The 22,162-nt window shown below is 69.4% G+C and carries 17 protein-coding genes and 1 other RNA gene; 10 read left to right on the top strand and 8 right to left on the bottom strand.

Annotated elements, in window-relative coordinates; all coding sequences use genetic code 11:
• The first annotated feature begins 111 nt into the window (after window positions 1-111).
• Window positions 112-3,519 (top strand): acyl-[ACP]--phospholipid O-acyltransferase, encoded by a 3,408-nt coding sequence (locus ACP2AH_RS16270; RefSeq protein ID WP_425106752.1) that lies wholly within the window; start codon window positions 112-114, stop codon window positions 3,517-3,519.
• Window positions 3,516-4,151: a TetR/AcrR family transcriptional regulator gene (locus tag ACP2AH_RS16265; protein ID WP_425106751.1), complete on the top strand. Its 636-nt coding sequence runs from the start codon at window positions 3,516-3,518 to the stop codon at window positions 4,149-4,151. The genes ACP2AH_RS16270 and ACP2AH_RS16265 overlap by 4 nt, the downstream gene beginning before the upstream one ends.
• Window positions 4,152-4,307: 156 nt before the next feature.
• Here ACP2AH_RS16265 and ACP2AH_RS16260 read toward each other — a convergent pair whose 3' ends face one another.
• The 3 genes from ACP2AH_RS16260 to ffs all read right to left on the bottom strand — a co-directional run bounded on the left by ACP2AH_RS16260 (window position 4,308) and on the right by ffs (window position 6,857).
• Window positions 4,308-4,628 (bottom strand): YbaB/EbfC family nucleoid-associated protein, encoded by a 321-nt coding sequence (locus ACP2AH_RS16260; protein ID WP_244379191.1) that lies wholly within the window; start codon window positions 4,626-4,628, stop codon window positions 4,308-4,310.
• A 16-nt stretch (window positions 4,629-4,644) separates the two neighbouring features.
• Window positions 4,645-6,612: a DNA polymerase III subunit gamma/tau gene (locus tag ACP2AH_RS16255; RefSeq protein WP_425106750.1), complete on the bottom strand. Its 1,968-nt coding sequence runs from the start codon at window positions 6,610-6,612 to the stop codon at window positions 4,645-4,647.
• A 147-nt stretch (window positions 6,613-6,759) separates the two neighbouring features.
• An RNA gene (gene ffs / locus ACP2AH_RS16250) (signal recognition particle sRNA small type) lies at window positions 6,760-6,857 on the bottom strand.
• A gap of 434 nt (window positions 6,858-7,291) precedes the next feature.
• Here ffs and ACP2AH_RS16245 point away from each other — a divergent pair.
• Entirely contained in the window at window positions 7,292-8,050 is a 759-nt protein-coding gene (locus tag ACP2AH_RS16245; protein WP_425106749.1) for an SAM-dependent methyltransferase, read from the top strand.
• Window positions 8,051-8,144: 94 nt separating this feature from the next.
• Window positions 8,145-9,518, top strand: a complete 1,374-nt coding sequence (locus tag ACP2AH_RS16240) for an APC family permease (protein ID WP_425106748.1) — start codon at window positions 8,145-8,147, stop codon at window positions 9,516-9,518.
• Between the two features lie 9 nt (window positions 9,519-9,527).
• On the opposite strand, the gene ampC is transcribed toward ACP2AH_RS16240, so the two are convergent.
• Entirely contained in the window at window positions 9,528-10,706 is a 1,179-nt protein-coding gene (gene ampC / locus ACP2AH_RS16235) for a class C beta-lactamase (protein ID WP_425106747.1), read from the bottom strand.
• A 30-nt stretch (window positions 10,707-10,736) separates the two neighbouring features.
• The gene (gene pip, locus ACP2AH_RS16230; protein WP_425106746.1) at window positions 10,737-11,690 is read right to left on the bottom strand and encodes a prolyl aminopeptidase; all 954 of its coding nucleotides are present in this window, start codon (window positions 11,688-11,690) and stop codon (window positions 10,737-10,739) included.
• A 272-nt stretch (window positions 11,691-11,962) separates the two neighbouring features.
• On the opposite strand from pip, the gene ACP2AH_RS16225 reads away from it, so the two are divergent.
• Window positions 11,963-14,224 carry a transglycosylase domain-containing protein gene (locus ACP2AH_RS16225; RefSeq protein ID WP_425106745.1) on the top strand — a complete coding sequence of 754 codons (2,262 nt, stop codon included), beginning with the start codon at window positions 11,963-11,965 and terminating at the stop codon, window positions 14,222-14,224.
• Between the two features lie 45 nt (window positions 14,225-14,269).
• On the opposite strand, the gene ACP2AH_RS16220 is transcribed toward ACP2AH_RS16225, so the two are convergent.
• The 3 genes from ACP2AH_RS16220 to ACP2AH_RS16210 all read right to left on the bottom strand — a co-directional run bounded on the left by ACP2AH_RS16220 (window position 14,270) and on the right by ACP2AH_RS16210 (window position 17,311).
• A complete protein-coding gene (locus tag ACP2AH_RS16220) occupies window positions 14,270-15,604 on the bottom strand; it encodes a YncE family protein (RefSeq protein WP_425106744.1) in 1,335 nt (444 codons plus the stop codon).
• Between the two features lie 333 nt (window positions 15,605-15,937).
• Entirely contained in the window at window positions 15,938-16,705 is a 768-nt protein-coding gene (locus tag ACP2AH_RS16215; RefSeq protein WP_425106743.1) for a M48 family metallopeptidase, read from the bottom strand.
• 102 nt (window positions 16,706-16,807) lie between these two features.
• Window positions 16,808-17,311 (bottom strand): GcrA family cell cycle regulator, encoded by a 504-nt coding sequence (locus ACP2AH_RS16210; RefSeq protein WP_425106742.1) that lies wholly within the window; start codon window positions 17,309-17,311, stop codon window positions 16,808-16,810.
• Window positions 17,312-17,731: 420 nt separating this feature from the next.
• Between ACP2AH_RS16210 and ACP2AH_RS16205 the strand changes: the two genes are divergently transcribed.
• The 5 genes from ACP2AH_RS16205 (at window position 17,732) to ACP2AH_RS16185 (ending at window position 22,108) form a co-directional block, all read left to right on the top strand.
• Window positions 17,732-18,085 (top strand): GCG_CRPN prefix-to-repeats domain-containing protein, encoded by a 354-nt coding sequence (locus ACP2AH_RS16205; protein WP_425106741.1) that lies wholly within the window; start codon window positions 17,732-17,734, stop codon window positions 18,083-18,085.
• A 26-nt stretch (window positions 18,086-18,111) separates the two neighbouring features.
• A complete protein-coding gene (locus ACP2AH_RS16200) occupies window positions 18,112-18,627 on the top strand; it encodes a Spy/CpxP family protein refolding chaperone (RefSeq protein ID WP_425106740.1) in 516 nt (171 codons plus the stop codon).
• Window positions 18,628-18,808: 181 nt separating this feature from the next.
• Window positions 18,809-20,017 carry an aspartate aminotransferase family protein gene (locus tag ACP2AH_RS16195; RefSeq protein ID WP_425106739.1) on the top strand — a complete coding sequence of 403 codons (1,209 nt, stop codon included), beginning with the start codon at window positions 18,809-18,811 and terminating at the stop codon, window positions 20,015-20,017.
• Window positions 20,014-20,949, top strand: coding sequence for an ornithine carbamoyltransferase (argF, locus tag ACP2AH_RS16190; protein ID WP_425106738.1), 936 nt, complete (start codon window positions 20,014-20,016; stop codon window positions 20,947-20,949). The genes ACP2AH_RS16195 and argF overlap by 4 nt, the downstream gene beginning before the upstream one ends.
• Before the next feature lie 115 nt (window positions 20,950-21,064).
• The gene (locus tag ACP2AH_RS16185) at window positions 21,065-22,108 is read left to right on the top strand and encodes an Hsp33 family molecular chaperone (RefSeq protein WP_425106737.1); all 1,044 of its coding nucleotides are present in this window, start codon (window positions 21,065-21,067) and stop codon (window positions 22,106-22,108) included.
• Window positions 22,109-22,162: the final 54 nt, after the last annotated feature.

Raw genomic sequence — 22,162 nt, 5'->3', positions numbered from 1 at the left:
CCGATCCCGGCCCGCGCTTCGCGCCGCCGGATACGGCCCTCTGTGCGATATTGACGCCCGCGACGGTTTATGTAAGTGATCGTTCACTGACATTGCGGTGAGGGATCAGGCATGTTCACGCGGCTGATGACGGCACGGCGCTTCGCGCCGCTGTTCTGGTGCCAGTTTTTTGCGGCGTTCAACGACAATTTCGTGAAGAACGCCATGGCGCTGCTGATCCTTTACGGCATCGCCCATGTGAATGGCGGCGCACTGGTGACGCTGGCGGGCGGCGTGTTCATCCTGCCCTTCTTCCTGTTCTCCTCGCTCGGCGGCCAGCTGGCCGACCGCTACGACAAGGCGCTGATCGCCCGGCGGGTGAAGTTCGCCGAAATCTGGATCGTGCTCATCGCCAGCGCCGGCTTCGTCATCCAGTCGATCCCGCTGCTGTTCATCGGCCTGTTCCTCATGGGCACGCTGAGCGCGCTGTTCGGGCCGGTGAAATACGGCATCCTGCCCGATCACCTCGCCAAGGATGAACTCGTTTCCGGCAATGCGCTGATCGAGATGGCAACCTTCGCCGCCATTCTCGGCGGCACGGTGGGCGGGGCGCTGGCCTTCACCCATACCGGCGAATGGGCGGTGGCCGGCTTCACCTTCGTGCTCGCCGTCATCGCCTGGCTGTCCGCCCGCGCCATTCCCTCCACGCTGCCCGGCGCGCCGGACCTCGTGATCGACCGCAACATCTGGCGCAGCACCATGACGCTGCTCGCCGATATCCGCGCCGAGCGGCCGATCTGGCGCGGGGCGCTGATCGTGTCCTGGTTCTGGCTGGTCGGCGGCGTGGTGCTCTCGCTGCTGCCGACGCTGGTGAAGGACAATATTGGCGGGCTGGAAAGCGTCGTCACCCTGTTCCTGGTGCTGTTCACCATCGGCGTCGCCATCGGCTCGACGCTGGCGGCGAAACTGTCGGAAGGGCGCATCCTGCTGGCGCTGGTGCCGGCGGCGGGGCTGTTGATGGGCGTGTTCGCGCTCGATCTGGCGCTGCTCATGGGCACGCTCGCCCCGGCGGCCCAGCCGATCGGCTGGTATGACTTCCTCACCTCCGGCGCCGGCGTGCATGCCGCCATCGGGCTGATCGGCCTTGCGGCGGCCGGCGGCGCCTTCGTGGTGCCGACCTTCGCCTTCGTGCAGGCGGCCGCGGGCGAGGACCGGCGCGCCCGGGTGATCGCCGGCAACAATGTGCTCAACGCCGCCTTTATGGTCGCCGGCGCGGTCATCGTCGCCGCGCTGCAATTCGCCGGCTTCACCGCCCCGGCGCTGCTCGGGCTGATCGGCGCGGCGAGCCTGATCGTCGCCATTCTCGCCGGCCGCGCCTTCCAGGGCCAGGTGCTGCGCGACCTGATCAAGCTGGTGTTCCGGGTGCTGTTCCGCGTCGAGGTGACGGGGGCGGAGCATCTGAAAGCCGCCGGTCCCGGCTCGGTGATCGCCATCAACCATGTCAGCTTCCTCGACGCGCCGCTGATCATGGCGCTGCTCGACAATGACCCGGTCTTCGCCGTCGACCGCGCCATCGCCGAGGCGTGGTGGGTGAAGCCCTTCCTCAAGCTGGTGCGCGCCTTCCCGCTCGACCCGACCAAGCCGATGGCGACCCGCGACCTGATCCGCCAGGTGCAGCAGGGCGAGCAATTGGTGATCTTTCCCGAGGGGCGCATCACCGTCACCGGCTCGATCATGAAGATCTATGACGGCTCGGCGCTGATCGCCGACAAGGCGGACGCGCCTGTGGTGCCGGTGCGCATCGAAGGGCTGGAGCAGACCTATTTCTCCCGCCTCGACGGCCACCAGACGCGCAAGCGCCTGTTCCCCAAGGTGCGCGTCACCATCCTGCCGCCGCGCAAGCTGAAGGTCGACAAGGAGCTGTTCGGCCGCAAGCGCCGCCGCGCGGCGGGCGCGGCGCTCTATGACGTGATGAGCGATCTCGTCTTCGAGACCAGCCACACCAATGTCACCGTCTATCAGGCGGTGGAGGACGCGGCGGTGCGGCTCGGCATGAAGCGCATCGTGCTGGAGGACCCGCTCGGCACCATCCTGTCCTATCGCAAGCTGCTGCTGGGGGCGAAGATCCTCGGCGACAAGCTGGCGAAGGAGACCGCGCCCGGCGAGAAGGTCGGCGTGCTGCTGCCCAATGCCGCCGGCATCGCCGTGGTGCTGATGGGCCTCTCCCGCCATGGCCGCGTGCCGGTCATGCTCAACTACACCGCCGGCGCCACCAATCTCGTCCTCGCCTGCAAGGCGGCGGAGGTGAAGCTGGTGGTCGCCTCGCGCGCCTTTATCGAGAAGGCGCGGCTGGAGGCGGAAGTCGCGGAACTGGAAAAGCATGTGCGGGTGCTGATGAGCGAGGACATCCGCGCCTCCGTCACCACGCCGGACAAGATAAGGGCGATGCTGCCGCTGCCTAGCCCGAAGCCCGCCCATCCTGATGACCCGGCCTTCGTGCTGTTCACCTCGGGATCGGAAGGCACGCCCAAGGGCGTCGTGCTCTCCCACCGCAACATTCTCACCAATGTGGCGCAGGTGGCGGCGCGGATCGATTTCTCCCCCGCCGACATCATGTTCAACGTGCTGCCCGTGTTCCATTCCTTCGGGCTCACCGGCGGGCTGGTGCTGCCGATGGTGTCGGGGCTGAAGACCTATCTCTACCCCTCGCCGCTGCACTACCGGATCATCCCGGAACTGGTCTACGCCACCAACGCCACCGCCATTGTCGGCACCGACACCTTCCTCATGGGCTATGCCCGCACCGCCAACCCCTATGATTTCCGCTCGCTGCGCTTCGTGGTGGCGGGGGCCGAGCCGGTGAAGGCGGAAACGCGGCGGGTGTGGATGGAAAAGTTCGGCCACCGCATTCTGGAAGGCTATGGCGTCACCGAATGCGCGCCGGTGCTGGCGGTGAACACGCCGATGTTCAACCGCGTCGGCACGGTGGGCCGCATGCTGCCGGGCATCCACCACCGGCTGGAGACCATGACCGGCATCGAGGAAGGCGGCCGGCTGCAGGTGCGCGGGCCGAATGTGATGCTCGGCTATCTCCGCGCGGAGAAGCCCGGCGTGATCGAGCCGCCGGAGCAGGGCTGGTACGACACGGGCGACATCGTAAGCTTCGACGAGGAAGGCTTCGTCGCCATTCGCGGCCGGGTGAAGCGCTTCGCCAAGATCGCCGGCGAGATGATCTCGCTCGCCGCCATCGACGCCATGGTGGCGACGCTGCGGCCCGATGCCGAGCATGTCGCCGTGGCGGTGCCGGATGCGCGGCGCGGCGAGCGCATCATCCTGATGACCACCGCGCCGGACCTCACCCGCGCCGCGCTTCAGGCCTATGGCCGCGAACGGGCGGTGACCGAATTGATGATCCCGGCGGACATCCTGCGCATGGACGCGCTGCCGCTGCTGGGTTCGGGCAAGGTGGACTTCACCAAGGCGCGCGGCATCGCGCTGGAAATGCTCGCCGCCCGCGCGCCGGCCGGAGACGGGGCATGAGGCCGGCGCCCGCCCGGCGCGGGCGCGAGGGCGGGGCGGCGCGGGCGCGCGGGCCCGATCCGCGGGCGCGGGGGGCGGATACGCGCGCGCGCATCGAGGCGGTGGCGCTGGAACTCTTCGCGCAGAAAGGCGTCGCCGGCACCTCGGTGCGCGACATCGCGCTCGGCGTGGGCGTGAGCGAGGGGGCGCTCTACCGGCATTTCCCCTCCAAGGAGCAATTGGCGCGCGAGCTTTTTCTCACCCGCTATGCCGGGCTGGCGGCGCAGATCTGCCAGCTCGACGCCGCCGAGCCGGAACTGGAGCCCAAGCTGCGGGCGGTGGTGCGGCTGGCCTGCGGCCTGTTCGACGCCGAGCCGGCGCTGTTCGCCTATTTGCTCATCCACCAGCACGAACATCTGGGCGGCGTGCCGGAGGCGCCGGACGCGAATGTGGTGGAAGCGGTGGCGCAGATGCTGCGCGGCGCCGGTGTGCCGCCGGCGCGGGTGACGCTGGCGAGCGCGCTGGCGCTGGGCTGCGTGGTGCAGCCGGCGGTGTTCGCGCTCTATGGCCGGATCGAAGGCCCGCTGGCGGCGCAGGCGGAGGCCATCGCGGCGGCGGTGCTGGGCGTGGTGGAACGGGCGAAGGCGGGATAGGGCGGCGCGAGGCCCTGCCGTTCTTCACCTCTCCCCGTGGGGAGAGGTCGCCGCGCAGCGGCGGGTGAGGGGGCGGGGTGTTTTCGACGCCGCAGCGAAGCCCCTCACCCCGACCCTCTCCCCGTGGGGGAGAGGGAGAGCGGGAGCCGGCCGTCCTCAGAACAGCTTCATGCCGGGCGGGATCGGCAGGCCGGCGGTGATCGCCTGGGTCTTTTCCTGCACGATGCGCTCGCCCTTGGCGCGGGCATCGGCATGGGCGGCGACGATCAGGTCTTCCAGAATCTCCGCCTCGTCCGGGTTGAGCAGGCTCGGGTCGATATGGATCGCCTTGAGCGCGCCCTTGGCCGAGACCCGCACCGTGACCATGCCGCCGCCGGCGGCGCCGTCGACTTCGATGGCTTCCAGCTCCGCCTGGAGTTGCTCCATCTTCGACTGCATCTCCTTCACCTTCGACATGATGCCGAGAAGGTCTTTCATCGGGAAACTCCTCTAATCAGAATTCGATCTCGTCATCCGCGCCCGGCCCGTCGTCGCGGGCGGCCATCAGATCGGCGTCGGTCATGTCGGCATCGCCGGTGAAGCCGGCGGGTTCCTCCGGGGCGAGGGAGCGCACATCGACGATGGTGGCGCCGGGAAAACGCGCCAGCGCCGCCGCCACCAAGGGGTCGGCGCGCACGCCGGTCATCATCGCGTCGCGCTGGGCGGCGGCCTTCTCGGCCAGCGTCGGCTCGCCCTCTTCGCGCGAAAGCGCGACCAGCCAGCGCCGGCCGGTCCATTCCGACAGCTTGGACTGCAGTTCCTGAATGAGGTTCGGCGCGCCGCCGGGGGCGAGCGCCACTTCCATCTGCCCATCCTCGAAGGCGACGAGGCGCACGCTGTTCTCCAGCGCGAATTTCAGCTTGAGGTCGCGCCGGGCGGCGGCGAGGGCGACAAGGTCCTCGAAGCTCGCCACGGCGAGGCCGGGCGTGGGCGTGGGCGCCGGTGCGGCCGGGCGCGGCGTGGCGCGCGAGGCGACGGAGAGGTGGCTTGCGGCGGTCGGCGCCGCCGAGGGGGCGCTCGTTGGCGCGGGGAAGCTGCGCGGCGCGGTCGCCGCCATCGCCGAACCGCCACCACCGGACCCGCCGCCCATCGGCGCGCCGCCGCCACCGGAAGGCCGGCCGGCCGGTGCCTCCGGCGCGCCGTCGCGCAGGCGCCGCAGCGCCTCGTCCGGGGTCGGCAGGTCGGCGGCATAGGCGAGGCGCACCAGCACCATCTCCGCCGCCTGCATGGGCTTGGCCGCCTGCTGCACCTCGCCGAGGCCCTTGGTGAGCATCTGCCAGGCGCGCGAGAGCACCCGCATGGACAGGCCACGGGCGAACTCCCGCCCGCGCAGGCGCTCGGCTTCCACCAGCGCCGCGTCGTCCGCCGTCTCGGGCAGGATCTTCATGCGGGTGACGAGATGGGTGAATTCGGCGAGATCGGCGATCACGACCGCCGGGTCGGCGCCGGAATCATATTGCTCGCGCAGTTCGGTCAGCGCCTGCGCGATGTCGCCCTTCATCAGCGCCTCGAACAGGTCGATGACCCGCCCGCGATCGGCGAGGCCGAGCAGCGCCCGCACCTGCTCGCCATGCACCATGCCCCCCGTCGCCTGGCCGCCGGAATGGGCGATGGCCTGATCGAGCAGAGAGAGCGCGTCGCGCACCGAGCCTTCCGCCGCGCGGGCGATGAGGCTCAGCGCCTCGGCGTCGATGCCCACCCCTTCCGCCGTACAGATGCCCTGGAGATGGCGCGCCAGCGTGCCGGCCTCGACCCGGCGCAGATCGAAGCGCTGGGTGCGCGAGAGCACCGTGACCGGCACCTTGCGGATTTCCGTGGTGGCGAAAATGAACTTCACATGCTCGGGCGGCTCTTCCAGCGTCTTCAGCAGGCCGTTGAAGGCCGCCGTGGAGAGCATGTGCACTTCGTCGATGATGAACACCTTGTAGCGCGCCAGCACCGGCTTGTAGCGCGCCGCCTCGATGATCTCGCGGATGTCGCCAATGCCGGTATTGGACGCGGCGTCCATTTCCTGCACGTCGACATGCCGGCTTTCGATGATGTCGCGGCAGTGGCGGCCGAGCACGGGCATGTCCAGCGTCGGCGCGCCGCCGCCCACCGGGCCGTCGGCCGGCTCGTAATTGAGCGCGCGGGCGAGGATGCGGGCGGTGGTGGTCTTGCCGACGCCGCGCACGCCGGTGAGGATATAGGCCTGCGCGATGCGCCCGGAAGCGAAGGCGTTGCCCAGCGTGCGCACCATCGCCTCCTGGCCGATCAGATCGGCGAAGGTCTGCGGGCGGTATTTGCGCGCCAGCACGCGATAGGGCGCGGGGGGCGCCGCCGGGGCCACGGCCGGCACGCTCGGCAGCGGGCCGAGATCGAAGCCCGGCCCGTCATCGCCGGGGTGCGTCAGATCGGACATGTCGGGGGTGTCGGCGCTCATGGCCCCTTCATAGCATCGCGGGCGGTGCCGGGCACAACGGCGCAGTGACGCGCGGGGGAAATTTCCGGGGATGAGAGCGAAGGGCAGCGCCCGTGCTGCCTTTGGCGCAGGATCCGCGCGGGGCGGTCGGTGCACAGCGCGGGAAAGGGTGGGAGGCTGGACAGAGACCCGATCCGGGCTCGTTGGGGCTGCTTCCTTCCGGACCTGACCCGGTTGGCGAGTGGCTCGTCCACCGCCAACCTCCCGCCGCCTATATCGTCCAGATGCGCGGGGGATGCAAGGGGGCCTGGCCTTGGGCGCCGTGGCGGAGCCGGAGCGGCGCGCCTAGGGCGTTGCTGCGCTGCGGAAAGCCCCGGCTCAAAGCGTTGTGACCGTTGCGGCGTCAAGGTTAATTGAGTGGTCGCGATGAAGATCGAATGTTACCAAGCGTAAGGTCTCAATAAGAGTCGATTGAGCAAGTATCAACCGAAGGAGAGGTAAGTTGCTACGGGCATTCGACGAAAATTCATCTGATTGTCATCAATCACCGCACGTCGCCGATTCATCACTCATCGGTGCGTCGCAACGTCCCAAGCGCAAGGCGCGGCGGAGATACGGCGCCAGCGCTGGCCTCGCCGCGCTTCTCGCCGCCGGCGCGCTCACACTGGCCGGCCCGGCCACGGCGCAGACGGCACCGCCGGTGAACTCCCCGCCCGAGGTCACGACCTCGGCCGAGGAAGCCTATGCGCCGCAATCCGGCCAGCCCGGCAAGGATGTGGTGTGGGTGCCGACGCCCGACACGCTGGTCGAGCGCATGCTCGACATGGCGGAAGTGAGCCCGCGGGATCACCTCATCGATCTCGGCTCCGGCGACGGGCGCACGGTGATCGCCGCCGCCCAGCGCGGCCTCAGGGCCCATGGCATCGAGTATAATCCCGAACTGGTCGAGCTCGCCAAGCGCCGCGCCGAGGCCGCCGGCGTCGCCGACCGCGCCAGTTTCGAGCAGGCCGACATCTTCGAGACCGATTTCACCAAGGCGCAGGTGCTGACCCTGTTCCTGCTGCCGGAGCTGAACGAGCGGCTGCGGCCGCAGATCCTCGAACTCGAACCCGGCACCCGCGTCGTCTCCAACAGCTTCGACATGGGGGACTGGGAGGCCGACCGCATCGACCGGCTCAGCGACAATTGCACCCAGTGGTGCACGGCGCTGATGTGGATCGTGCCGGCCAAGGTGGAAGGCGAATGGCGGCTCGGCGAGCAGCCGCTGCGGCTCAACCAGAGCTATCAGAAGATCACCGGCGAGCTCGGCGGCAAGCCGATCGAGCAGGGCCGCGTCGTCGGCAAGGAGCTGCGCTTCAGCGTCGATGGCGTCGACTATGTCGGCGCGGTGGTCGGCAACAGCCTGTCCGGCACCGCCTCGGACGGGCCGGTGAAGAACTGGACCGCCGTCCGCAGCTAACGCCTCCGCGCCCCGCCCGTGCCGCCCCGGCCCGCTTCGCCGGCCGGGGTGCCGCGCCCGTGCGCGCCAGCCCCTTCCCGACATGGAGAGCCCCGTGAAGCACCTCGCGATCGCGCGCGATTCCGCTGTGGCCGTCGATCCTGCCCGGGTGCAGGGGACGCCGAAACCGGCCCTTTCCGCGCTCGACGGCATCGCCATGCTGGTCGGCATCGTGGTGGGCATCGGCATTTTCCGTACCCCGCAGATCGTCGCGCTCAACGTGTCGAGCGAATGGGCCTTTGTCGGCTTCTGGGTGATCGGCGGTCTCGTCACTCTCATCGGCGCCTTCGTCTATGCCGAACTCGGCTCCGCCTATCCGCATGCGGGGGGCGAATATCATTATCTGCGCCGCGCGCTGGGGCGGCATGTGGCGCTGCTCTTTGCCTGGGCCCGGCTGACCGTGATCCAGACCGGCGCCATCGCGGCGGTGGCCTTCGTGTTCGGCGATTACGCGCAGGGAATCCTGCCATTGGGACCCTGGGGGCCGGCACTCTATGCCGTCGGGGCGATCCTGCTGTTTACCGCCATCAACCTGACCAGCTCGCGCCAGAGCCGGCGGCTGCAGCTCATCTTCACCATCCTCACCATCCTCGCCGTGCTGGCCATCGCCGGCTTCGGCCTCGCGCTCGGCAGCGCCACCACCCTGCCGCCGGTGCCGGAAGCGGGTTCGGCGAGCGGGGCGTTCGGCCTCGCCATGGTGCTGATCCTGCTCACCTATGGCGGCTGGAACGAGGTCGCCTATCTCTCCGGCGAGATGAAGGATGTGCGTCGCAACATGCCGCGTGTGCTGGTGATCAGCGTCGCGGTCATCACCGGGCTCTATTTCCTCGTCAACCTCGCCTATCTCAATGTGCTCGGCCTGGAGGGGCTGCGCGCCAGCGACGTGGTCGCGGCCGACACGCTGCAGCGTCTGTTCGGTCCCGGCGCCTCGCTGGCGGTGGCGCTGCTGGTGTGTTTCGCGGCGCTGAGCACGATGAACGCCACCATCTTCACCGGCGCCCGGCTGTATTATTCGCTGGGGCGCGAACTCCCGGTGCTCGGCCGCATCGGCCTGTGGGAGGAGCGCAGCAATATGCCGGTCAACGCCATTCTGGCGCAGAGCGCCATCGCGCTGGCGCTGGTGATCTTCGGCGCCGGCACCCGCGTCGGCTTCCAGGCCATGGTGGAATATACCGCGCCGGTGTTCTGGTTCTTCCTGCTGCTGGTCGGGGTGTCGTTCTTCCTGCTGCGCCGGGGCGAGGGCGGGAGGGAGGGGGCGTTCCGCGCCCCGCTCTACCCGCTGACCCCGGCGCTGTTCTGTCTCACCTGCGCCTATCTGCTCTATGCCAGCATCGCCTATACCGGCTATGGCGCGCTGGTCGGGGTGGCCGTGCTGCTGGCGGGCGTGCCCTTCATCCGCTGGGGCGGCGCGCCGGCACGGGCGGCGTGAGCGGGTGCGTCAGCCGGCGCGGCCGAGCAGGCCCTCCACCAGCGCATAGACCGCCTTCACCCGCTCCTCATTGGGGTAGTAGCGGTTGGCCAGCACGACGATACCGAGCTTTTCCGCCGGCAGCATCACCACATAGCTGCCGAAGCCGTTGGTCGAGCCGGTCTTGTTGATGAAGCTCGCCGGCGCTGGCGGGGAGGGCGGATCGAGCTTCTTGATCGGCTGCGGCTTCAGCGCCATGTCCGGCCCATTGCCGGCCAGCAGCCGGTCGCGCGTCACCGGCCAGGGATAGCGCTCCCACACCATCTCCTGCACATAGTTCGAGGTCTCGTAATAGCCGGTATGGGTGCGGGCCAGCGCCCGCGCCAGGTCCGGCGCCACCTTGCCGACACCCATATTGGCGTCGAGGAAGGTGAGCATGTCGAGCGCGGTGGACTTCACCCCATAGGCTTCCGGCGCCAGCACGCCCGGCGTCACCCGGGTCGGCTTGTCCGCGGCGGTATAGCCCATGGCGTAGCGCGTCATGGCGTCTTCCGGCACGTCGATAAAGGTGCTGCTGAGGCCGAGCGCCGGAAACAGGTCGTTCTCCGCCGCGCGGGGAAAGCTGGTACCGAGCGCGGTGGCGGTGACGAGGCCGAGCACGCCGATGCTGATGTTGGAATAGGCGCGGCGCGTCGCCGGGGGCGCGGCCGGCTTCCAGGCGGCGAGCCACTCCACCAGTTCCTTCTCGTTGCGCACGCTGTCGGGCACCTGCAGCGGCATGCCGCCCGTGGCATGAGTGGCGAGATCGAGCGGGGTGAGGGCGCCGAAAGCGGTGCCGGTGAGCCGCTGCGCCACCTTGTCGAGCGGCGCGTTGAGATCGAGCCGCCCGCGCTCCGCCGCCAGTGCCGCCAGCGTCACGTTGAAGGTCTTGCTGACCGAGCCGAGCTCGAACAGCGTGTCGCCATCCACCGGCTTGCCGTCGGTGCGCGCGGTCTGGCCGATGGCGAGGATTTCGTGCTGGCCGTTGCGGGTGATCCCGACCACGAGGCCGGGAATGCCGTGGGTCTTGGCCAGCGCGCTGAAGAGGGGCGCCGCCACCTTGCCGAAATCGGCCGGGGCGGCGGCGGTCTGGGCGCGGGCCGGCGCGACGGCGGCGCCGAGCGGCAGCAGGGCCGAGGCGAGCAATGCGCGGCGGGACAGCTGGATCATGGAAGGCTCCTTGGCACGGACACCCCCGCCCTAACGGGCGAATGTGTCCGTGGCGCGGATGAGCCGGTCGAGAATGCCGGGCTCGGAATAGGCGTGGCCGGCGCCCTCGATCAGATACAGCTCGGCGTCGGTCCAGATCTTCGCCAGTTCCCAGGCATAGCGCGCCGGGCAGGGCATGTCGTAGCGCCCATGCACGATGACGCCGGGAATGCCCCGGAGCTTATGCGCGTCGTCGAGCAACTGGCGCTCGCGCAGCCAGGCCTTGTGGAAGAAATAATGGTTCTCGATGCGGGCGAAGGCGAGGGCGAAATGCCCGTCGCTGAAATCGGCGGAATAGCCGGCATGCGGCAGCAGGGTGATGGTTTCGCCTTCCCAGGTCGACCACGCCTTGGCGGCTTCCAGCTTCAACGCCTCGTCCGTGCCGGTGAGCAGGGCGCGATAGGCCGTCACCGGGTCGGCCCGCTCCTCCGGCGTCTTCAGCACGCCAAGGAAACGCTCCCATTTGTCCGGGAACATCTCGGAGACGCCGAAGCGGTAGTACCAGTCGAGTTCGGCCTGGGTGAGGGTGTAGACGCCGCGCAGGATCAGCTCGCTGACGCGCTCGGGATGGGTTTCGGCGTAGGCGAGCGCCAGCGTCGAGCCCCAGGACCCGCCGAAGACCTGCCATTTCTCGAAGCCGAAGGTCTCGCGCAGCCGCTCGATATCCGCCACCAGATCCCAGGTCGTGTTGTGCTCCAGCTCGGCATAGGGCGTGGAGCGCCCGCAGCCGCGCTGGTCGAACAGCACCACCTCATAGCGGGTCGGGTCGAACAGCGAGCGGTGCGCGGGCGAGATGCCGCCGCCCGGCCCGCCATGCAGGAACACGGCGGGCTTGCCGCCCTTCGTCCCCACGCGCTCCCAATAGATGGAATGGCCATTGCCGACATCGAGCATGCCGGTCTCGAACGGTTCGATCGGCGGGTAGAGGGTGCGCAGTTCGCTCATGGGGGCCGTGCTTGTTGGGTTAGGGGCGCCGGCGCGGCGCCGACTCACCCGCTACTCTACTCCGATGACGGGCGGCGGCGCTCCCTCCCTGAATTGAGAGGTGGCCTCGCCGTGATCGGGGACGTTCGGGCACGGGCCGGGGCCTGTGCGGCGTTAACCCTGGGAGGAAACGCCCTCCCCATGCCCCACTCTCTCCCCTTAACCCCCGCTTAAAAGCCCTGATTTAGGGTTCGTTTACCGGCTCAAACAGGTGCCCTGCGGGGCGGAGGTTCATGTTCGGACGACGCGGCGACAGGGAGAGGCGCGAGCCGGTGCTGGGCACGCCCGGCTTCGATGGCGATCTGCGCCTCAGCGCCGACGACCGGCCGACGATTCCGCCCGCGCCGCTGGAACGCGCGTCCGCCCGCAACCGCAAGGCGCCGCCGAAGGCGCTGCCGCCGCCGCGCGTCAACCGCCGCCGCCATGACGAATGGGAGGAGGCCGAGGAAGCCGATTGGGAGGACGAGCCGCGCGTGGCGAGGAAAAGCCGGAACCGCCGACAGGATGAGGAGCGCGTACGGGAACGCGGCCGTGGCGGCGGGCGCCGCCGCCCGCCCAAGCGCGGCCTGTTCGGCCGGCTGGTCTATTGGGGCCTCGTGCTCGGCCTGTGGGGGACGATCGGCCTTGCCGGGCTGATCTTCTATGAGGCGAGCCAGCTGCCGCCGATCCAGAACCTTGCCATTCCCGACCGCCCGCCCACCGTCATTATCCAGGGCGCGGACGGGCAGGCGATTGCCACGCGCGGCGAGATGGGCGGCACCAATGTGCCGCTGCGCGCGCTGCCGCCCTATCTGCCGCAGGCTTTCGTGGCCATCGAGGACCGGCGCTTCTACGCGCATTTCGGCCTCGATCCGATGGGCCTCGCCCGCGCGGTGGTGGTCAACCTGACCAAGGGAAGGCTGCGCGAGGGCGGCTCGACGCTGACCCAGCAATTGGCCAAGAACCTGTTCCTCACCCAGGAGCGCACCCTGTCGCGCAAGGTGCAGGAACTGATCCTCTCGATCTGGCTGGAGACCAAATACTCCAAGAACGAGATTCTCGAACTCTATATGAACCGCGTCTATTTCGGCGCCGGCGCCTATGGGGTGGAAGCCGCCGCGCAGCGCTATTTCGGCAAGTCGGCGCGGCAGGTCACGCTGTCGGAAGCGGCGATGCTGGCGGGACTGGTGAAATCGCCCTCCGCCCTCGCCCCCACGCGCAACCTGGAGGGCGCGCAGGCCCGAGCCGAAATCGTGCTGGCGGCGATGCAGGAGGCCGGCTTCATCACGCCAGAAATGCGCCAGACCGCGCTCGCCCGCCCCGCCACCGTGGCCAAGGCGCAGGGACCGGATTCCTATGGCTATGTCGCCGACTGGGTGCTGGAGCAGGTGAAGACGCTGGTCGGCCCGGTGACGCAGGACCTCGTGGTGCAAACCACCATCGACCCCGCCGTGCAGACCGCCGCCGACAAGGCGCTGAAGGACGCGCTGGCGAAATCCGGCAAGAAGCTCGGCGTCGAGCAGGGCGCACTTGTGGTGATGGACACGGGCGGCGGCGTGCGGGCGCTGGTCGGCGGGCGCTCCTATGAGGAGAGCCAGTACAACCGCGCGGTGACGGCGCGGCGCCAGCCCGGCTCCTCCTTCAAACCCTTCGTCTATCTCACCGCCATGGAGCGCGGGCTGACGCCGGAGAGCGTGCGCGCCGACGCGCCGATCCAGCTCAAGGGCTGGAAGCCGGAGAACTTCTCCCGCGAGTATCGCGGCGCGGTGGATTTGAAGACCGCGCTGGCGCTGTCGCTCAATACCGTGTCGGTGCGGCTCGCGCTGGAAGTGGGTCCGGACGAGGTGGTGAAGACCGCACACCGGCTCGGCATCAATTCCAAGCTGGAGCCCAATGCCTCCATTGCGCTCGGCACGTCGGAAGTCTCGGTGCTGGAAATGGCGAGCGCCTATGCGCCCTTCGCCAATGGCGGCGTCGGCGTCACCCCGCACATCATCGAGCGGGTGCGCGACAAGGCGGGAACCATTCTCTACGCCTATGCCGAGGCCGGGCGCGGCATGGTGATGGCGCCGCCGCATGTGGCGATGATGAACCGGATGATGCAGGAGGTGCTCGTCACCGGCACGGCGCGGCGCGCCGACCTGCCGGGCTGGCCCGCCGCCGGCAAGACCGGCACGAGCCAGGATTACCGCGATGCCTGGTTCGTCGGCTATACCGGCCGCTTCATCACCAGCGTCTGGCTCGGCAATGACGATTCCTCGCCGACCAAGAAGGCCGGCGGCTCCGGCCTGCCGGTGGACATCTGGAGCCAGGTGATGAAGGTGGCGCACAAGGACCAGCCTGTGGTGCCGCTGCCCGGCACCGAGGCGCCGGCCATTGCCGGCGGGGCAGGCCAGTTGCCCCCGGGCGACGTGCCGGAGGAGCCGGTGGTGACCGGCGGTCCGCAGCGCGCCCCCGCCGCCCCGCGCCCGGGTCTCGACAATTGGCTGCTCGACAAGCTGTTCGGCAGCGGCTGACGGTGGACGCGGCCTGCCGGCCGCGCCCGCGTTCTTCTACGCGGCTCAGGGCGCCTGGAAATAGCCGATCATGTAGCTTTCCGAGCCGACCTGCGTGACGCGGCCCGCCACCTTGTTGGTCGCGAGGTCGATGATCCAGACCATGCTGGAATTGTGCCCGCCCTTCGGCGGCGCGCCGGTGATGGCGGCGTAGCGCCCGTCTGGCGTGAAGGCGACCCCGCGCGGGCGCGACGGGTCGTTCGAGCCGGTGGAGAGCGGGATGCGGGCGAGCGTCGCCTTCTCCCCGGCCAGCGCCTTCTTCACGTCGAAGATATCAATGTTGTTGGTGCGGAAATTGGTCGACACGATCTTCGTGCCGTCGGGCGTGAACGCGGCGACGAAGGGCCGCGACGGCTCGTTGGCGTCGTCGGTGCCGACCAGCACGCGCGCGACCTCAGCCTTCGCCGGGTCCGTGGCGGCCTTCTCGACATCGATCAGCGAGATGGTGTTGCCTTCCTTGCCGTCCTGGGCGTTCTCGCGCGAGGCCTGGGCCACCAGCTTGCCGTCCGGCGAGGTGGCGATGCCGAAGCCGCCGGCCTGCACCGGGATGCGGCCGATCTCCGCGTCCGTCTCCCCCGCCAGCGCCTTGGCGATGTCGATCACCGAGACATCGTTGGTGCCGCCATTGGCGGTGAAGATCAGGCCCTTGGGGCCGCCGAGCGACGAGACCGTCACGCCGTTGGAATCCGGGTAGCAGCCGAAACGCGGATCCGGGGCGCTCTTCGGCAGTTCCGGCGGCGGGCAGGCATGGCCGGGTTTGCCGAGCGCCTGCTCGACCTTGCGCACGACCTTGCCCTGCTTGAGATCGACGATGTTGATGTGGTAGCCGCCATCCTCGATGCCCTTGCCCTCGGCATGGGCGAGCGCGGCATGCGCGCCGTCCGGCAGCAGCGCGAAGCCCGTCGCGCCGAAGCCCTCGCTGTCGATCCAGCCCTCAACCGCAAAGGTGCTGTCGGCGACCTTGGGATCGAACACCTTTGTGAGGTCCAGCACCGTCACCGAGCCGGGATGGCCGTGCTGGAACGCCGTGGCGAGCTTCGCCGGGGTTCGGCCGGAATGATTGGAGATATAGGCTTTGCGGTAATCCGGCGCGATCGCGACGATGATCGGCTGGCCGCTGGCGATTTCCTTGGTGCCGTCGACCTCGATGTCGGGCGTCGAGCGCACGCGGCTGACCACGGCATTGGCCGTGCCATCATTGGCCGGGTCGATCGCCTTCTGCAGATCGATCACCAGCATCACATTGTCCCACCGTCCGGTGGCGAGGAAATAGTCCTTCGCAGACACAGGCGTCACCAGCGCCGTCGCTGCAAGCAGCGCGGCGGTCATCATTTTCATCATGGCGTTTCCTCCGTTGCCCCCGGTTCTTTGCGGGGTCTGCACACCGGCGTGCGCCGGCACCTTCGCCGCCGCGCTTGTCGCCGCGCGGTCGGTATTTCCTAGGCTTTCGCTGGGTCCTGACCTGCGGCAATCGTCCGGCTCATGGCCCAGCGACGGCACCGGTCTGACCTTGCGTCAATGTGCATTCATAATTCAGTTTCGGCAAGGGCTCTCGTTTGCCCGCAAGCGATCACGCTCCGCTGCGCTTGGCAGCCGGCAGCTAGGCTCGGTCAGGAGAGTGCGCGGAAGATCCTGCCGTTTTAGGTGGCGCCCGGCGGGGGACAGGGCGCGGCGTCAGTCGCTGGCGCCGTAGCGGTGGAGGCTCGCGCCGTGCTTCTTCAGCCAGGCTTCGGCCGCGTGCCGCTCGGGAAAAAGCCGGTCCACCGTCGCCCAGAAGTGCGGGCCATGGTTCATCTCTCGCCGATGCGCCACCTCATGCGCGGCGAGATAGTCCAGCACCGAGGGCGGGGCGAGGATCAGACGCCAGGAAAAGGACAGCGCGCCGGTGCTGGAGCAGGAGCCCCAGCGGCTCGCCGTGTCGCGCAGGGTGACGCGGGTGATGGAAACGCCGAGCGCGCCGGCATGGCGCCGCGCCGCCTCCAGAAGATCGCGGCGGGCCTCGCGCTTGAGAAAATCGCTGACCCGCCGCGCCACATGCGCGCTGTCGCCGGCGACGAACAGCGCGGCCTCGTCGTCTTCCGTGCCGGTCCACACCGTGCCGCGCATCTCCGGCCGATGGACGATGCGGTGCGGGGTGCCGCGCAGCGGCACGGTGGCGCCGGGGGTGAAGGCGACGACCTCCGGCAGCCGCGAGAGCCGCAATTCCACCCAGCCGGCATGGCGGCGGGCGAAATCCAGCGCTTCATTGAGCGTGCCACGGGCGGGAAGGGTGAGCACCACGTCGCGCGTCGCCGCCCGCACGCGCAGCGTGTAGCGCCGGGCGCGCGGATTGCGGCGGAGCTGGACGACGACCTCCTCCGCCGTCAGCCGCAGCCGGAAATGGCTGGGCTCCGGCGCGGCCGGGGTCTTGCGTCGGGCAGAGGCGAGGGCGCGGAAGAGCATGGAACGACCGGGCCGGGAAAAGGCGCCCCAATTATGGCACCCGCTGGCGCGGCTGCGCCAGACGGGGAACGTGCCGGCCGGTTTCGCCGCGTGCGGCGGCGCTTAGCGGGCGACGCGGCGGCGGTTGCGGTCCTGCACCGGCTGATAGGCGATGCGCGCGTGATAGGCGCAATAGGGCAGGCCGGTCTTGGAGCGGCTGCCGCAATAGTGGAAATCGCCCTTGCCGGGGTCGCCCACCGGCCAGCGGCAGGTGAATTCGGTGAGGTCGAGAATGGTGCAGCGCTCACCCATCGGGATCACCTTGGCGGCGACCTCGGGGACGACCTCGGGCTCCGGCTCGGCGACCGGCGCCATCACCGGGGCGAGGGCGGTGTTGCCCTGCACCATCGGCCGCACGACCTGGGCGGCCGGCGCGGGGCGCGGCTTGCGCGGGCGGGGTGCCGGGGCGGCGGGCGCCTTGGCGCGGCCGGAAAGGCCCAGACGGTGCACCTTGCCGATGACCGCGTTGCGGGTGACGCCGCCGAGTTCGGCCGCGATCTGGCTCGCCGAGAGGCCTTCCGACCAGAGTTTCTTGAGAAGCTCGACGCGTTCGTCGGTCCAGTTCATCGCTTGGCCTCCTTCGTGCTGACCGGGAAGCGGAATCCCTCAACGCTCCGGCAGGTCGAACCTGCCGAACCCAACGCCCGCAAACGCAACAGGGAATTGCCGCCGCACGAGATGTCGTATCTCACTGGGGGGAGGCTACAATATGCGCGGACTCGGAGCGAGTAGGTTCAGAGCCGAAACGATCGTTTTCCCCAGCTAGAGTCCGCACTGCAACACTCGCGGGCGAAGCGGAGTCGGATCAAGTACTTGGCCGCGCCGGCTAAGCGGGCGTCGGGCGGATGGCTCTCATTTCGGTGCAGATCAGCCATGCGCGCGCCTGGGAACTCAACGCATTTCTGCCGGTTTGGACGGAATGCGCGACCGTTCCGTTTCGCTGCGGCGGGAGGGGAGGGGCGCATCCCACACGCAGTGGAGATGCCAATGAAACGGCTTGCCCGCGCCTTCCCCTGCCTTGTTCTCCTCGGGGCCCTCGCCACCCCCGCCATGGCCACCCCCGCCGCGCCGCACGCGCCGCTTGCGCTCGCGGGGGACGCAGGCGCCCGCCTCACGCCGGTCGCGCAGGGCTGCGGCCCTGGCGCCTGGCGCGGCCCATGGGGCGGATGCCGCGACACGCCCTATACCGGGCCGCTGCCCGGGGGTGGCTATGCCGGCCCGCCCGGCGCGCCGGTGTATTACGGCAATGGCTGCCCGCCCGGCTTCTGGCGCGGGCCTTGGGGTCATTGCCGCGACACGCCCTATCACGGCCCGCTGCCCGGTGGCGGCTGGAAGCCCTGAAGCCCTTGCGCGCACGGAGACAGATAATGACCTCTTTCCTCAGACTGGCGACGCTCGCCACCGTGCTTGCGATGGGCGGTGTCGCGCAGGCGCAGAGCCCGGCACCCGCCGCCCCGCCGCCCTCAGCCGAGGCGGCGCAGCCGCTGGTCGACCTCTACAGCGCGGAGGACGCGCAGGCGACGCTCGACGCCCGGCTGGTGGCGCTCAAGACCGTGATCCGCCTGACCCCGGAGCAGGAAAAGCTCTGGCCGCCGGTGGAGGAGGCGATCCGGCAGGCGGCGAAGAGCGCCGCCGGGCGCGCGGCGGACCGCGCGGAAGCGGAGCCGGCTCAGGACTTCCTCGACGTGCTGGAGCGGCTTGCCGGGGCCGAGGCGGCACGCGCCGCCGACCTCAACGCCGTGATCGCGGCGCTGAAGCCGCTGGTCGCGACGCTGAGTGTGGAACAGAAGCGCCGCATCCCGGCCTTTCTCGACATGACCGACCATGCCGGGCGTCCGCAGCCGACACTTGAACTGTGGATCTTCGAGGCCGAGCAGGAATAGCGACGCCAAGGCGCGTGGCCCGGCGGCAATTCGCGTCCGCCGGGCCGGCGAATATTGACCCCACGTCGCCATTCGCTAGAATTGCCGCCATCGGGTGCCGCCCCCGCAAGGGCGGCACGTTTCGTTTTGGGCGGGCGTTGACCCTGCGGGCGCGCTGCATGTTGAGAGAGGGAGGGGCGAGGTGATCACCCCCATCCTGCCGACCTATAACCGTGTTGACCTCGTTTTCGAGCGGGGCGAGGGCGCCTGGCTGTTCACCAAGGACGGCGAGCGATATCTCGACTTCACCGCCGGCATCGCGGTGAACGTGCTCGGCCACGCCCATCCCCATCTCGTCGCCGCGCTCACCGCGCAGGCCGGCAAGCTCTGGCACCTCTCCAACCTGTTCCGCATCGAAGGCGGCGAGCGCCTCGCCGCGCGCCTCACCGCGGCGACCTTCGCCGACACCATGTTCTTCACCAATTCCGGCGCCGAGGCGCTGGAATGCACGATCAAGATGGCGCGCAAATACCATTCCGCCAGCGGTCAGCCCGAGCGCGCCCGCATCATCACTTTCGAGGGCGCCTTCCACGGCCGCACGCTGGCGACCATCGCCGCCGGCGGCAATGCGAAATATCTCGAAGGCTTCGGCCCGGCCATGCCCGGCTTCGACCAGGTGCCGTTCGGCGATCTCGACGCGGTGAAAGCGGCGATCGGCCCGGAAACCGGTGCCATCCTCATCGAGCCGGTGCAGGGCGAGGGCGGCGTGCGCACCGCGCCCTGGGCGTTCCTGCGCGAATTGCGGGCGCTGTGCGACGCGCACGGGCTGCTGCTCATCCTCGACGAGGTGCAGTGCGGCGTCGGGCGCACCGGCAAGTTCTTCGCCCATGAATGGGCCGGCATCACGCCGGATATCATGGCTGTGGCCAAGGGCATTGGCGGCGGCTTCCCCGTCGGGGCCTGCCTCGCCACCGAGAACGCCGCCAAGGGCATGACCGCCGGCACCCATGGCTCGACCTATGGCGGCAACCCGCTGGCCATGAGCGTCGCCAATGCGGTGCTCGACGTGGTGCTGGAGGAGGGCTTCTTCGAGCAGGTGCTCGCCACCTCCGCCCGGCTGCGCCAGCGTCTCGCCGAGCTGAAGGACCGCCACCCCGCGGTGATCGCGGAAGTGCGCGGCGAAGGTCTGCTGCTCGGCCTGCGCACCGTGGTGCCGAACACCGATCTCATCGCCGCCATGCGGGCGGAAGGCATGCTCGCGCCCTCGGCGGCGGACAATGTCGTGCGCCTGCTGCCGCCGCTGACCATTGGCGACGCCGAAATCGACGCGGCATTCGCCAAGCTCGACGCCGCCTGCACGCGGATCGAGGCGACGCTGAAGGCGGATGCCGCCAAGGGAGCCGCGGCATGAACGCGCATAATCCGGGTGCGGTGAAGCACTTTCTCGACCTAGACCAGATGCCGGCGGACGAACTCCGCGCGGTGATGGAACTGTCGAAGAGCCTGAAGAGCCGCCGGCGCGAAGTGGCGGCGGAGAAGCCCTTTGCCGGCAAAGTGCTGGCCATGGTGTTCGACCAGCCGTCTACGCGGACGCGCATTTCCTTCGATCTCGCCATGCGCCAACTCGGCGGCGACACGCTGATGCTGACCGGCGCGGAGATGCAACTCGGGCGCGGCGAAACCATCGCCGACACTGCCCGCGTGCTCTCGCGCTATGTCGATGCCATCATGATCCGCATTCTCGACCATGCGGCGCTGGCCGAGCTGGCCGAATACGCCACCGTGCCGGTCATCAACGGGCTGACGCGCGATTCCCATCCCTGCCAGATCATGGCCGATGTGCTGACCTTCGAGGAGCACCGCGGGCCGATCGCCGGGCGCACCGTCGCCTGGACCGGCGACGCCAACAATGTCCTGGTGTCCTGGGTGCATGCCGCCCAGCGGTTCGACTTCGCGCTCAATGTCGCCACCCCGCCCGAGCTCGCCCCGCGTCCGGCGCTGTTGAACTGGGTGCGCGAGACCGGCGCCCGTGTCACCTTCGGCCATGAGGCCGAGGCGGCGGTGGAAGGCGCGGATTGCGTCGTCACCGACACCTGGGTGTCGATGGGCGATGCGGAGGCCGAACGCCGGCACAACCTGCTCAAGCCCTTCCAGGTGAATGGCGCGCTGATGCGGCGGGCGGCGAAAGATGCGCTGTTCATGCACTGCCTGCCGGCGCATCGCGGCGAGGAAGTCACCGACGAGGTGATGGACGGCCCGCAATCCGTGGTGTTCGACGAGGCGGAAAACCGGCTGCACGCGCAGAAGGGCATCCTCGCCTGGTGCCTCGAAGGCGCGGTCTGACGGCGCGTGCCGCCCCCGCCCGGGGGCTGGCTGATACGGTGCCCGTTACCGGCGGGCGGGCCCTCGCGCCTGCCCCTCGCACATTCCCGGCGGCGCTCCTATATGGGCGGGCGACATGACAACACACAGCGCTTCTCCCTCCCCGGCCTCTCGTGGGCCCGATCCCCGCGCGGTCGACGACCGCGTGACCCCGTTCCACATTGACGGGCTCGATGTGCGCGGGCGCGTCGTGCGTCTGGGCACCAGCCTCGACGCCGTGCTCGCGCATCACGACTATCCCGCCGCGGTCAAGCGCCTGCTCGGCGAGGCCGTGGCGCTCACCGTGCTGCTCGGCTCGACGCTGAAAATCCAGGGCCGCTTCATTCTGCAGACCCGCACCGACGGGCCGGTCGACCTGCTCGTGGTGGATTTCGCCGCTCCGCAGGATGTGCGCGCCTATGCCCGCTTCGATCTGGAGCGGCTGGAGGCGATGCAGGCGGCGCTGCCGGCCGGCGCCGGCTTCGACAGCGGCGCGCTGCTCGGCCATGGCCATCTCGCCATGACCATCGACCAGGGGCTGAGCGTCAACCGCTACCAGGGCGTGGTGGCGCTGGCGGGCGAGGGGCTGGAAGCCGCCGCGCACCAGTATTTCACCCAGTCGGAACAGATCCCCACCCGCGTGCGCCTCGCCGTGGCGGAGGAGATGCACCCGGGCGGCGCGCCGTCCTCCTGGCGGGCCGGCGGGCTGATGGTGCAGTTCCTGCCGACCGAGGGCGGGCGGGTGCGCCCGGTGGACCTGCATCCCGGCGACGCGCCGGAGGGCACGGACCTCCCCGAGACGGACGAGGACGACGCCTGGGTCGAGACGCTCTCCATCATGGGCACGGTGGAGGATGTGGAACTGGTCGACGCCGACCTGTCCAGCGAGCGGCTGCTGTTCCGCCTGTTCCACGAGCGCGGCGTGCGGGTGTTCGACACCGAGGCCGTGGTCGCCAAGTGCTCCTGCTCGCGCGAGCGGGTGATGAACGTGCTCTCCAGCTTCACGGCGGAAGAGCGCGGCAGCCTGGTGGAGGACGGCAAGATCGCCGTCACCTGCGAGTTCTGCGGCCGCACCTATGACTTCAAGGCCGAGGAAGTCGTCGAGGGCGGCGAAGCGGACGAAAGCGCCGCGCAGGGCTGAGCCGGCCGCCGGATGTCCTGAAGCTTTCCCCGGGCACCGCCCGGGGAATGACGC

This window comes from Ancylobacter sp., assembly GCF_965249975.1.
Classification (GTDB): Bacteria; Pseudomonadota; Alphaproteobacteria; order Rhizobiales; family Xanthobacteraceae; genus Ancylobacter.
This window is presented reverse-complemented; position numbering and strand designations above follow the sequence as displayed.

What these genes read in the sequence shown, in the direction of transcription:
- ACP2AH_RS16270 (WP_425106752.1), top strand. Translation starts at nt 112, where the DNA reads ATGTTCACGCGGCTGATGACGGCACGGCGCTTCGCGCCGCTGTTCTGG.
- ACP2AH_RS16265 (WP_425106751.1), top strand. Translation starts at nt 3,516, where the DNA reads ATGAGGCCGGCGCCCGCCCGGCGCGGGCGCGAGGGCGGGGCGGCGCGG.
- ACP2AH_RS16260 (WP_244379191.1), bottom strand. Translation starts at nt 4,628, where the DNA reads ATGAAAGACCTTCTCGGCATCATGTCGAAGGTGAAGGAGATGCAGTCG.
- ACP2AH_RS16255 (WP_425106750.1), bottom strand. Translation starts at nt 6,612, where the DNA reads ATGAGCGCCGACACCCCCGACATGTCCGATCTGACGCACCCCGGCGAT.
- ampC (WP_425106747.1), bottom strand. Translation starts at nt 10,706, where the DNA reads ATGATCCAGCTGTCCCGCCGCGCATTGCTCGCCTCGGCCCTGCTGCCG.
- pip (WP_425106746.1), bottom strand. Translation starts at nt 11,690, where the DNA reads ATGAGCGAACTGCGCACCCTCTACCCGCCGATCGAACCGTTCGAGACC.
- ACP2AH_RS16225 (WP_425106745.1), top strand. Translation starts at nt 11,963, where the DNA reads ATGTTCGGACGACGCGGCGACAGGGAGAGGCGCGAGCCGGTGCTGGGC.
- ACP2AH_RS16220 (WP_425106744.1), bottom strand. Translation starts at nt 15,604, where the DNA reads ATGATGAAAATGATGACCGCCGCGCTGCTTGCAGCGACGGCGCTGGTG.
- ACP2AH_RS16215 (WP_425106743.1), bottom strand. Translation starts at nt 16,705, where the DNA reads ATGCTCTTCCGCGCCCTCGCCTCTGCCCGACGCAAGACCCCGGCCGCG.
- ACP2AH_RS16210 (WP_425106742.1), bottom strand. Translation starts at nt 17,311, where the DNA reads ATGAACTGGACCGACGAACGCGTCGAGCTTCTCAAGAAACTCTGGTCG.
- ACP2AH_RS16205 (WP_425106741.1), top strand. Translation starts at nt 17,732, where the DNA reads ATGAAACGGCTTGCCCGCGCCTTCCCCTGCCTTGTTCTCCTCGGGGCC.
- ACP2AH_RS16200 (WP_425106740.1), top strand. Translation starts at nt 18,112, where the DNA reads ATGACCTCTTTCCTCAGACTGGCGACGCTCGCCACCGTGCTTGCGATG.
- argF (WP_425106738.1), top strand. Translation starts at nt 20,014, where the DNA reads ATGAACGCGCATAATCCGGGTGCGGTGAAGCACTTTCTCGACCTAGAC.
- ACP2AH_RS16185 (WP_425106737.1), top strand. Translation starts at nt 21,065, where the DNA reads ATGACAACACACAGCGCTTCTCCCTCCCCGGCCTCTCGTGGGCCCGAT.